Source organism: Ignavibacteria bacterium (genome assembly GCA_013177855.1).
Taxonomy (GTDB): Bacteria; Bacteroidota; Ignavibacteria; order Ch128b; family Ch128b; genus Ch128b.
This window is the reverse complement of record JABLYA010000001.1, coordinates 2,454,574-2,467,030: the sequence shown is the minus strand read 5'-3', so window position 1 is coordinate 2,467,030 and position 12,457 is coordinate 2,454,574. Positions and strand designations below refer to the sequence as shown.

General features: G+C 31.8%; 11 protein-coding genes. 3 read left to right on the top strand and 8 right to left on the bottom strand.

All coding sequences use genetic code 11. The features are described 5' to 3' along the window. Window positions 1–4 precede the first annotated feature (4 nt). From HPY57_10270 to HPY57_10260, 3 genes are read left to right on the top strand one after another with little or no spacing between them, the layout of a single operon-like run. Window positions 5–535 carry an NUDIX hydrolase gene (locus HPY57_10270; protein NPV12165.1) on the top strand — a complete coding sequence of 177 codons (531 nt, stop codon included), beginning with the start codon at window positions 5–7 and terminating at the stop codon, window positions 533–535. Continuing rightward, window positions 532–1,764: a DUF1343 domain-containing protein gene (locus tag HPY57_10265; GenBank protein ID NPV12164.1), complete on the top strand. Its 1,233-nt coding sequence runs from the start codon at window positions 532–534 to the stop codon at window positions 1,762–1,764. Before HPY57_10270 ends, HPY57_10265 begins: the two co-directional genes overlap by 4 nt. Before the next feature lie 9 nt (window positions 1,765–1,773). Next, a complete protein-coding gene (locus tag HPY57_10260; protein NPV12163.1) occupies window positions 1,774–2,802 on the top strand; it encodes a hypothetical protein in 1,029 nt (342 codons plus the stop codon). Between the two features lie 92 nt (window positions 2,803–2,894). Here the strand turns inward: HPY57_10260 and HPY57_10255 are convergent, their stop codons facing one another. The 8 genes from HPY57_10255 to HPY57_10220 all read right to left on the bottom strand — a co-directional run bounded on the left by HPY57_10255 (window position 2,895) and on the right by HPY57_10220 (window position 12,433). Beyond that, window positions 2,895–3,893, bottom strand: a complete 999-nt coding sequence (locus HPY57_10255) for a DUF1028 domain-containing protein (GenBank protein ID NPV12162.1) — start codon at window positions 3,891–3,893, stop codon at window positions 2,895–2,897. Between the two features lies 1 nt (window position 3,894). Next, the gene (locus tag HPY57_10250; protein ID NPV12161.1) at window positions 3,895–5,073 is read right to left on the bottom strand and encodes an ATP-binding protein; all 1,179 of its coding nucleotides are present in this window, start codon (window positions 5,071–5,073) and stop codon (window positions 3,895–3,897) included. Window positions 5,074–5,160: 87 nt separating this feature from the next. Beyond that, complete coding sequence (locus HPY57_10245) at window positions 5,161–5,682, bottom strand: adenine phosphoribosyltransferase (GenBank protein ID NPV12160.1); 522 nt, start codon at window positions 5,680–5,682, stop codon at window positions 5,161–5,163. A 10-nt stretch (window positions 5,683–5,692) separates the two neighbouring features. Then, a complete protein-coding gene (gene polX, locus HPY57_10240) occupies window positions 5,693–7,321 on the bottom strand; it encodes a DNA polymerase/3'-5' exonuclease PolX (protein ID NPV12159.1) in 1,629 nt (542 codons plus the stop codon). After that, window positions 7,311–7,904, bottom strand: a complete 594-nt coding sequence (locus HPY57_10235; GenBank protein ID NPV12158.1) for a phosphatase PAP2 family protein — start codon at window positions 7,902–7,904, stop codon at window positions 7,311–7,313. The genes polX and HPY57_10235 overlap by 11 nt, the downstream gene beginning before the upstream one ends. A gap of 5 nt (window positions 7,905–7,909) precedes the next feature. After that, a complete protein-coding gene (gene dusB, locus HPY57_10230) occupies window positions 7,910–8,902 on the bottom strand; it encodes a tRNA dihydrouridine synthase DusB (protein NPV12157.1) in 993 nt (330 codons plus the stop codon). Next, a complete protein-coding gene (locus tag HPY57_10225; protein ID NPV12156.1) occupies window positions 8,883–10,115 on the bottom strand; it encodes an MFS transporter in 1,233 nt (410 codons plus the stop codon). Before HPY57_10225 ends, dusB begins: the two co-directional genes overlap by 20 nt. Next, the gene (locus tag HPY57_10220; GenBank protein ID NPV12155.1) at window positions 10,112–12,433 is read right to left on the bottom strand and encodes a hypothetical protein; all 2,322 of its coding nucleotides are present in this window, start codon (window positions 12,431–12,433) and stop codon (window positions 10,112–10,114) included. The genes HPY57_10225 and HPY57_10220 overlap by 4 nt, the downstream gene beginning before the upstream one ends. Window positions 12,434–12,457: the final 24 nt, after the last annotated feature.

Below are 12,457 nucleotides of genomic sequence, written 5' to 3'. Positions count from 1 at the left end.
TAAATTGAAACGCTGGCAGAAAATTTCATCAAAGGTCCTATTTAAGAATAAGTACTGGACATATTGCCTGGATACTTTTGATGCTGGGAACGGAAAAATAAACGAATATCACTATGTCCACACTGAAGGATCAACAATGATAATTCCAAAAATGAACGACAAATTCATTTTAGTTGAGCAGTATCGTTATTTGAATGATATGTTCAGCATAGAATTTCCTTGTGGCTCTATTGAAGAAGGACTTGATGAAGTTTCAAATGCCAGAAAAGAACTTGAAGAAGAGACCGGTTTTACATCAGACAATCTGATTAAAATCGGTTTCTTCTCTCCTTATAATGGAGTTGCTGATGAATTATGTTCTGTTTTTTTCACCGAAGACCTTAAAAAAATTGATTCAACTCCAGATGAAACCGAAGAATTTGTAATTCACTTTATATCTGAAGATGAAATTGATAAGTTGATTAAAGAAAATAAAATCTGGGATGGAATGTCAATTTCAGCATGGACACTATATAAATTTTGGAAATCAAAATGAGAGAATTCCTAATCACAATTTTTCTTCTCGTTTTTTTCTTGAACTTTGACCAATCAAAAGTACGACTTGGTAACGATAAACTTATTAATGAATATTTTTATTTAATCGAGGGCAAGAATATTGGAATAATTGCAAATCATACGAGTGTTTTAGAAAACGGTGAACATCTAATTGATTTTCTTTTTAGAACAAAAAAAGTAAACATTATCGCTGCATTTGGTCCTGAACATGGCTTCAGAGGTGATGCCCCAGCAGGTGAAAAAATTGAAAGTTCAATTGATGAGAAAACGGGAATTCCGGTTTATTCGCTATATGGTAAAATCAATAAACCAACTCCCGAAATGCTTAAAGGAATTGATATTTTGATTTATGATATCCAGGATGTTGGAGCCAGATTTTATACATATATCTCAACTCTTTACCTGTGCCTCGAAGCCGCTGCTGAAAACAATATTAAATTCATCGTTTGCGATCGGCCAAATCCAATTGGAGGTGAAAAAGTTGACGGACCAATTTTAAAAAACGAATTAAAATCTTTCGTCGGAATAGCTCCCCTTCCAATTCAACATGGAATGACCATCGGTGAACTTGCACTTTATTTCAATGATTTAATTGAAAAAGATAAAGGCATCAAGGCGGATTTAACTATCTTAAAAATGGATAACTGGACAAGAGATCAATTATTTGACAAGACTGGTCTGAATTGGACTAAACCTTCCCCCAATATTGTTAATCTTGAAGGAGCACTTGTCTATCCTGGAACTTGTTTATTTGAAGCAACAAATGTTTCAGAAGGCAGAGGCACTTATTTACCATTTCTACAAATCGGAGCTCCTTTTATTGACAATGAAAAACTAACTCAAGAATTAAAAAAATTAGATTTTAATTCTGTTGAAATTCAACCAGTTCAATTTGTACCTGTGGATATATCAGGAATGAGCATTAATCCAAAATATAAAAACGAAACCTGCAATGGAATTTTAGTAAGAATTAAAGACACTGAAAGTTTTTATCCCGTTCAATTTGGATTAGCTTTTATTTCAACATTGAAAAGACTTTATCCCGAGCAATTTAAAATAAATGAAAGACGTATGAATTTACTCGTTGGTGATGAAAAGATTACAGAGCTTTTGAATTCCGGAGCAAATTATGAAAATATTGTAAGTTATTATCAAGATAAACTAAATCAATTCAAGCAAGTAAGAAATAAATATCTTTTATATAATTAGAGAGGAACTATGAAAAAATTAATTTTATTTTTTGTTTTAATTTCTCTTACCGTATTTGGATGTAAAAAGGAAGAGAAAAAAGCTGAGGCTCCTGAAACTGCCGCAGTTGTGGACACAACCAATATTAAACCAATTCAGGTTCAGGAGAATGTATATCTCAAATATGATTTGAAGAAAAATTCTGTCTTGAGATTTCGTCTGACAAACTACAGCAAAAACACTCAAACACTTCAACTTGACTCAACAATTACCGGTTATTTTGAACAAACTGTTGATTATTATTTCAAAGTTAATGTGAAAAACAAAGAAGATAACGGAAATCTTGAACTCGACTTTTTATGTGAAAAAATCAAAGCAACTGGTTCTTCAAGCAATGGCGAAAAACTTCAATATGATTCAGAAAATCCACCAACAGATAGTCTTCAAAAACAAATTGCCAAAAATTTCGACTTACTTCTAAACGGCGAGTTTTCAGTTAGATTATCACCAATTGGTGAGGTACTTGATGTTTATCGTTTTGACTCAATAGTTGAAAAACTTCTCCAAAATGCTCAAAGGAAACCAACACTCGAAGAAAGAGAAGCAATAAAAAATGACATAAAACTTGGATTATTAAGGCCCATAATTCAACAAGTCTTCCGTGAATTTCCTGAAAACAGCGTGAATGTCGATTCAACCTGGCAGCAAACTTACCCACTTCAATTATCTGTTTTTGAAATTCAGAACACTGCTAAATATAAAGTCTCAAGATTCTTTGAATCCAATGGTAATAAACTCGTAGAAATTCTTGGAACATTGAGTATTGAATCAGCAGGGAAGACAGATCATACCGAAGGAAATATTACTTACAAGTTTGCAAAGCCAAAAGCAACTGGTTACGGAAAAATTTATTATGATCTCGATAAAAAATGTGTCCGTAATTCAACGACTGATGTAACTTTTGAACTAACAGTAAATATGACTCAAAAAGGTAATCCAAAAACTTACAAAAGAATTGATAAAATACAGACGAAGAATTCGCTCTTATTATTAAATTGATCAACTAACAAATTTTAAAACTAAAAGCAGAGAGTTCAAAATAAATTGATCTCTCTGCTTTTTCATTTTAAATGAAATATATAACAAGAAATTCAGCGTTTAATTTCTACTACTTCCAAAATTTGTTTTAATTCATTCTCACCCACTTTTAATAAACCATTCTTAACTATTCTTTTTGTCAATTCAATCCAGTTCTTATCTCGTTCGAATACAAACTTAAATCTTGGAAGTGCTTGATCAAGTTTTCCGAGATTAGCAAAAGAAACTGCAACCCAGTATTTGATTTCAAGATTTTGAGGCAAAAGATTTTCAGCACTTCCGTATTCTTCCAATGCTTTTTTATCGTCACCTTTTTCAACTGCTAAATCACCATTGTTCATATGTTCATAGGCTCGATAAACTTTTAATAATCTTTCAATTTCCTCCACAGGCTGTGCATGATCTTCTACCCTTAAGTCAATCAGTCTATCTTCCCAGATTTTTCCAGTTGATTTACCTCTAACAACCAGCAACGCAGCTGATTGCCTGCCGCGAATATCTCCGCCTTCTTTTTCAGCAGCTTTCAATGCTTCAATTAGTCTTTCTGCAAGCGGACCTGTCGATTTTTCAAAAGCTTCTGCCATTGCATTAACAACTCGATCTGTAAGCATCATATTAGCCTGAACAGAATAATTTTTTCCAATCCTATGTGATGCAAATTCAATACAGGATTTACCTGTAAAGGCTGCTACATTTCCATTTACATCTATAATTGCAAGTTGACGGAAATCTCTTCCTTCATCTTTTGAAATTAATTCATTCAAAACTTCTTCAGCATTCTTACCTTCTTTAAGCAATCGAAGTCCTTCTGGACCGAATGAGACATTAACAAATGATTGAGTTGCAATTGCCCCTACACCTGCTTCAGCCCAGGAAACAATTGAACCTACAGAGAACCAATGTGATTGAACAGCAACTCCCAATTCACCTGTATTTTCATCTCTCGCAACGATTGAATATGTATGAGCAAAAGGTTGATTGGAATTGAAAAATTGTGCGAAAGTCAAATTAAAAGAACATAAAACAATAAGTAATGTAAATTTAACTTTCATTTTAAGCCTCATTAATTTGTTTTACTTTAATCTCGTTAAGAAAATTGTTTACAAAACGAACTTTTATTTTACAACCATTAAGTTCAATATCTTTCTCTTCACCTTCAAGTATAACAATAAATGCAATTTGAGGTTGATACTCATTTATAAAAATTTTTAAACCCGATTCAATCTTATTATGAAAGGAAAGTTTAACTTCAATTGGAATTTTTTGTTTGCCTTTCTCGATTACAAAATCAACTTCATTCTTATGTTTATTCCTCCAGTATTTCGGATGAAATCCTGCTTTGAGTATTTCAGTAAAAATGTAATTTTCAAATTTTAATCCATTTATTTCATAGTCTTTTAAAGTTTGATTTAGTATCCCATTATCAAGGAAATAGATTTTTGGTTGTTTTGAGAGTTCTTTGTTTTTATTTGTAAAAAACGGTCGTACTGAATAAATGATATAACTTTTCTCGAGTGCATCAAGATATTTTTTAATGGTTGGAAAAGAAATTTTTAAAGCTTGATTAATTGAACCATAATTTAGAATGGAGCATACATTTGCTGCGAGATACTCGATCATTTTTTGAAGGGTTAAGATATCATTAATCGAAAAATTAAAAGCAATATCTTTTAGTACAATTGTCTCAAGTAAATCTCTTAAGATTGTTTTTTTGATTTCAATTAGATCTGTTAAGACGACCTTTGGATATCCTCCAAATTTAATATGGTCCTTTAATTCACGATTTATTAGAATTTGATCCTGGATTTGTATTTTCTTTGCACTCAGAAATTCAAATAAATTAAATGGGAATAATCGTTGAATAGTTACACGACCAACAAGGTATGATAAAACCTTTTGACTTAAAATAATTTCAGACGAAGAAGTTATCCATAACCTGTAACCAGTATCAACTAGATACTTAAGCTTTCTTCCCGGTTCATCAACAACTTGGATTTCATCTAAAATTGCGATCCGATCTTTACTCAAAAATTGTCTTTCGAATGACTTAATATCTTCATCAAAAATCCTCTTAATGTCAACATCATCAAATAAAAGATAGTCTAATTTTTCAACTGCTCTGTTTTTAAGAAATGTGGTTTTACCTGCCTGTCTTGGACCAACAAGAGCGATCAGTGAGAAATGTTTGATTAATTCATTAAAAAAATTAGCTAATTCCCTCTCTACGTACATTTTGCACTATTTTTTAAGTGCATTTTAAAAAAAGTTGAACTAAAATTAAACTCGAGTTTAAGATTTTTCCATTTTTTCGGCTGAATATTATTCACTTTCAAACTTTACTATTGAATGAACATTATACTTACTTAATTTTTCTCTTCCATTTAAGAAGCTCAACTCGACCAGGAAAAGTATTCCTACCACCTCTCCACCCAGTCTCTCAACCATTTTGCAGACTGCATCGACGGTTCCTCCAGTTGCTAACAAATCATCGTGAATTAGAACTTTCTCGCCGGGTTTAATTGCATCTTTGTGTATCTCAAGAGTATCTGTTCCATATTCAAGAAAATATGTTTCTGAAATTTTCTCGGCTGGAAGTTTACCGGGTTTTCTAACAGGAACGAAACCAGCATTTAATTTATGAGCGAGTAAAGAACCAAATATAAATCCACGTGCTTCAATGGCGACAACCTTGTCAACTTGAAGTTGCGAAACTTGCGAATAAAGTTGTTCCAGCGCCTCATTAAATGCAATTTTGTCTTTCAACAAAGTAGTTATGTCTATAAAGTTAATTCCTTTTTTGGGAAAGTCGGGAACGATTCGAAAATAATTCTTTAGATCCATTTTGACTCCTCTATTTCTGACAGAAATCCTTTAAGAATTGATTTAATGATAAACAATTTACAATATCTTTCTTTTCAAGTCCGCCTTTTATTGCCATATCAATTCCATATCGAACATATTCCATATCCTCAAATGAATGTGCATCAGGGGAGATTGTAATTTTAATTCCTTTCGAAATTGCTTTTTGATGATATTCCCAATCAAGATCAAGTCGATGAGGATTACAATTCAATTCAATTGATTTACCCTCGTTTGCCGCAACATTGATAATTTCATTTAAATCTACAGGATAAGGATCCCTCGAAAGCAAAAGTCTTCCAGTAGGATGCCCCAGAATTTTGACATACTTGTTTTTAAGCGCAATTGAAATTCGTTTGGTCATCTCTGCTTCAGTCATCTTAAACTTAGAATGAACCGAGGCTATAACGCAATCGAATTGTTTTAGAATAGAATCATCAAAGTCGAGTGAACCATCGGGTAAAATATCACATTCGATGCCTTTTAAGATTTTAACTTTTTTTGATTTTGAATTAAGTTCATCAATTTCTTTCCATTGTTCTCGCAGTCTAATTTCATCAAGTCCATTTGCATAAAACGCAGATTTTGAATGGTCGCATAACAATACATATTCATAATTTTTCTTTTCAGCATATTCTAAAACTTCTTTTATTGAATTTGAGCCATCAGAATAATTTGAATGGATATGAATGAGACCTTTTAGATCGCGTAAATTTGGGAAATCATAATTTTTTAATTCAAGATCTTTATTTTCTCTTGCCTGTGGCGGGATGTAAGGTAAATTAAGTTTTTCAAAAATTTCTACTTCACTTTTGAATGCACTGGCTTTAAGTTCATTAAGATTAACTCTCTTTAAGAAATGTTCAGGTCCAGTCGTCTTGAATAATTCGAGATAAAAATTATCTTCATCTACAAAAACAAAATTGACCGATGCGTCTTTATAAGTGCCACCGTAAATATTTTTTTCAAGCTCATCGCATGAAAAACTATCAATCAACTTTTTATTATTTGAATCTTTAATGATTAATATTTCAATTTTTGGAATTATTCGAGACCTGAGCCTTAAATTACCTGTTGAACTAAATTCACCCTTGTATGACTTCTTTATTTCTTTTGCAATCTCTTCATAAATAGAATCAGCGTGATGTAAAAGTAATTTTCCTTTTGTAGTTTTAAGTTTATTGATGTTTTCCAGAATGGAGCTCTGCGTTTTTTCACCAAAACCTGGAATTTTCAAAAGTTTATTTTCAATACATGCCTGCTCAAGTTCCTGAATTGATGTGATATTTAATTCATCATAAAGTTTTTTAATTTTTTTCGCACCAAGTCCCCTTATTTTAGTCAAAGAATAAATTTCAGCGGGAAACTCTGCCCGTAATTCATTCAACAATGACGATTCATTTTTCTCTAAAATTTCGTTTAAAATTCCCTGAATAGTTTTGCCCACACCTTTTGTATTCTGAATTATTCCTTTATCAAATGCTTCCTGCAGAGATACATCAAATCGAGATAAATTCCTTATCGCACTGTTAAACGCATTAATCTTAAAAACATTTTCTCCTTTTAATTCAAGGTAAAAAGTTATTTCTTCCAGTATATCAAGGGCATCTTTAAGTTGCATAGGCTAGAACCAAAATTGTTACAAATAAAGTTACAGAAAAACCATATATCATTCCAGATAAAACTTCCTTTAAAGTATGGACTTTCAACTCGAGCCTTGACCACATCACTAAAAACATAATAATTAAAACAAATGATGCCAGAAGTGGATCGATGAATAATAGTAAAGCTGAGACACCTGCCGGCGTCATCGAGTGTATTGAAATTTTGAATTTTTTATTAATCAGTAAAACACCGAGTGTGCTTAGTGTGTAATTCAAAAAATAAATCTGGATAAAAATATTTGCTTTTATTATCACAACAAAAATATATGCAAGGGAAAACAAAATAAGTCCAAAGCGATAAACATCTGTTCTTTCTTCTTTAATTACAGCATCTCGATTTATAATTTCTCCTTTCCTTCTTTTGTAAATAAAATATAAAATCGGTAAAAAAACTGTGGATAAAAACATTACCAAAAAATTTACGAGAAATTGTTTCTTCCCTTCTGTTAAAATTATAGGAAGATAAATGCTCATAAAGAATGAAAATGTAGGTGGAATGAATATATCTGAAATTATGCGAGCCAGTTTTTGTCTGTTCAATTTGCTCACAAAATTTTTTCGGTTTGATGTTTTCTCTCTTCTTCCAGATATCTGTAAATATGATTGACTACTTCGTCCAAAGTATAAAACTGCATCAATTCAGCTCGCAACTTTGCGGAATTATAAAATCCTTTTAAGTAACCAGAGTAATGTTTTCGAAATTCAATTACACCTGTTCTTTCTCCTTTTAATTCAACCGCTAGTTTGAGGTGATCAATCAAAATTTTAATTCTTTCTTCAAGCGAAATCTCATCATAAAATCCCGTCTCTAAAAATTGTTTGGTCTGTTTGAAAATAAATGGATTGTTAATTGCCCCGCGAGCAATCATTACACCATCACAACCAGTTTCATTAAAAGCTCTTTTTGCATCTTCGGGAGTCATTACTCCACCATTTAAAATAACAGGAATTGAGACAACTTCTTTAACTTTCGGAATCCACGACCAATCTGGCTCACTTTTGTGAGCCTGTGATCTTGTTCGACAATGAATTGTTATCATCTTTACACCGCAATCTTCAACAAGTTTTGCAACTTCAACTATCTTAATCGAGTCAAAATCCCAACCAAGTCTGGTTTTTATTGTAACTGGTTTGGAAACAGATTTAACAATTGCGCGAACAATTTTTTCAAGGTAATCTAAATCTTTTAATAATGCAGCTCCTGCGCCATGCCCAACGACATTTTTTACCCAGCAACCTGCATTTATATCTATTACATCTGGATTTTCTTCTTCTGCTATTTTTGCTGCATCTACCATTGCCTCGATGTCAGAGCCATAAATTTGAATTCCAGCAGGTCTTTCTTCGTCAAATAACTTTAATTTTTTTTTGGTTTTTTCATTGCCTCTTCTCAATCCTTCTGAGTTTACAAATTCTGTAAAGACAAAATCAGCTCCCAATCTTTTACAAATAATTCGGAAAGATGGATCAGTCACATCTTCCATTGGTGCAAGCATAAGCGGTTTATTCAAAACAATATTACCTAATTTGAATTCCATATTGAGATAATATCTCTGATTTTTTCAAGTTAATTTTTCTAAAATTTTGTATTGCAAGATATAAAGATAATAAAGTAAAAATACTTGCTGTCCAGAATGGATATTGATAACCGACAATATTAAACGCAAATCCACCCCAAACAGGTCCCAGAACTCTCCCAAGTGATCCCATTGATTGATTTATGCCGAGAAATTCACCCTGCCTTTCTGGCGAAGTTAACTTTGAAATTAAACTAAGTATTGTCGGGTTAATAAAGGCGAGTCCTATGGACATTAAAATTATAAATAACCAGATTAAAAATATGTTCGAAATAGAAATTGGTATAAAAGCAAGTCCAGCAGCGAGCATTAAAATTCCAGATAATAACAATCTTCGCTCACCAAAGATTTTGGTCAATTTGCCGATTAAATAGCCTTGAAAAATTACTCCAATTATTCCAATCACAGCATAAACATAACCAATTTCTCGGTCAGAAAAGTGTAAATATCTATATGCAAAAATTGGAATTACTCCATAAGTATTAGAGATAGAAAAAGTAACCAGGAAAAAAATCAATGTAAACTTACCACTAAAATCACTTGAAAAAACTTTACTGTATCTTGAAATTTTTAATGACTTAGATAGATCTTCAAAGTTTAAAGTAAAATTTGATTTAGATTTTAATGATTCTATCAGAAATAGTTGTGTAATAATAAATGCAAAAAATGAAAAAGCTGACGCGGATAAATTGGGAACAATGTAACCATAACTTGAAAGCATCCCGCCAATAAATGGTCCCAATACAAAACCAAGTCCAAACGCTGTTCCTATTATTCCCATACCTTTAGTTCTTTCAGATTTATCTGTAACATCTGCGATGTATGCTTGAGCAGCGGAGATGCTTCCACCACCAATTCCAGCAATCGAACGAGAGAGCAAAGCAATCCAGTAGTTTGGGGCAAATGCAAATATTAAATAACTTAAAGATGAAATAATCATCGCAAATGAAATCACAGGTTTTCTTCCAATTCGGTCACTAATCTTTCCCAGAACTGGTGAGAAGAGAAATTGAAAAAAGGAGAAAGATGCGATTAGAATTCCAATCTGAAGTTCATTAGCACCAAAGTGTGTTTCACTATATCTTGGAAGAATTGGAATAATAATTCCAAAGCCTATTAAATCAATTAAAACTACAATAAAAATTATTGCAACATTAGCAGATGACTTTTTCAATCGAACTCCGATATTTGTGTGTTAATTACCTTTGGTTTAGTTTCAAAAGTAATGTTCATATTTTTTTGAAACAATGCATTAAAATCTACTTTTGGGAACAGCGCCTCGAAATCTTCTTTGCTAAAAAATACTTCAAATCGCGAAACATATTCCTCAAGTTTTTTCAAATAATATTCCCGACTAACATTTGGAAATTTTGGATTATAAAAATCTACAAGCTCACACTTTTCTAAAATTTTTACATTGGGTTCTTCACCAGTAATGTAGTAAGAAATTTTCATCCCAGGATAATATTTATCTCCATAGTATTTAATTGCCAATTCATAAGCAGCACTTCTCTGTCTTTTTCCACTTCTTACAGCAGCTTCATATTCCTCATAAGTTTCGTGTAGTATTTCAGTTTTTGCTAAATCGTTTATATCAATCTCATAATTAACTATGTCTGATCTTAATTTATGATAAATTTTAGGTATCATTTCAAGTTTATCAGTTAAAATACATTCAATACACTGTCTCATAAATTTTAATGCATAATTTTCAAAGCTTTTAGAAATTAAAGCGCTTCCCTTTATGATCAATTGGTTATCATAAGTAAGGAGTGCATAATTCTTCTTCTTGTAACTTAACATTCGTGCATATCTTCCACCGTAAGATAAATTTATTCCTTCAGGGATAGTTTCATTAACCTCTTCAATTAATTTTCTTTCTTCATCTTCTGTCAACTTTTTTTGAGGAGATAAATACAAACCGTCGGTATCAACTTCTATAATGATACAATTTCTTTTTTGAAATTCATTAATCAATTTTTTCAATAACTCTTGCCCTTTTTGAGTAACTTCATTTGCTTTCTCATAATCATTAAAGAGTCCTTTAAAGTAACCTAAGTAACCATAAAAGGAATTAATTAAAATTTTATATGAGGCTTGCATCGAATCGTAATGCCTTTTAAGCTTTTGATCATCCGTAGTTTCTTTAAGTCGTTTTAATTTCAATCTTTCTTTTGTCAGGATTGTGATAAGTTTTAGAAATACACCAAGTCTATCTGAAGCTGGTTTGATTTTATTTGAAATTATTATCGAAGGATAAAGTGATTCAACATCAGCGTGAATAATATTTTCAAAAACTCCACGATGAAATACATCAGTATAACCACCTGAGATTGCTTGCACTGGTTCAGGTGATGGTAGTGAATGCCTTTTTCTTAAATATTCTCTGACCATTAACAATTCAATCTTTAACGAAACTCCAGTCTTGATAATTTGATTAAAGTTCATTGGAACAAATTGAGCTTGATAAAAATATGGGGGCAGTAAAATTTCAGACAATTGCAATATCTCTTTCAAATCGTTCTCAAGTTTTTTAGTGATGACACTGTGAATTTTTTTATCCTCAATAAAATTAAAAAGCTCTTTATCGTCCAAAGTAACTTCCGATTTCTCCTTAATCCCGTAATATTTCATTACATTCGCCTGCGAAAAATCATCCACCTCCCTTCGAATTGAGTCGGAATGAGAAATCATAGCAAGCAGATCAACGAAGTGTCTTCCAGATATTATTACATCGGAAACTTGTTTATCCCCAACCTGAATTTTATTATTTAAGTCAATTAATGGTTCAGAATTATCCCGCCCAATCTTGAATTCAATTCTGTGAAGTTTGCATCTTGCATCAAGTAATGCAATATCTTCTGTTAAATTGTAACCAATTATAATATCTGGATTTTTCTCCTCTATAATTTGAATCAAACTGATTAACAAATCTTTTTCAGAGACTTTACCCTCTTGTTGATGAAAAATTTTTACAGTTCCTTTATTATCAGCCACACCAAAGGCGATGAACTGATCTTTGTATTTTAATTTCACATTTTTATCGGTGACAATTAAAGTTTTGATTGCAAGAATGTTTAGATCTTCGAATTTCATTCCTTTGAAGAGAGTCTCGCCGCTTTGAAGCAAAAATTGAGTAATTGGTTCAAATCTTAAATAAATTTCTTTTAAATCTGTGAATGATGTTTTTTGGTAATTGAGTTGTCTGGCAATCGACTTTAGAGCTCTGAACATATCAGACCAGCTTTCAAAAGCGTATATAAATTTATAATAACCATCACCTTCCAAACGTTTTTTCCAGTACTTACTATTGAAATTGGTAAGAATAGAATCACTCGAGGCAAAAAAGAATGGATAAAATTTTCTGTCAATAAAATTAAGGTTATCCTCATTTCGGATATAAAGTCTCATTTTATCATAAGCGATCTGCTGAACAGCTACTATTTTCTGAACCTCTCCAAATCCATATAAAATTTTATCATTTTCAGTCATATTGATTCGTGCGTTTCTCTCACA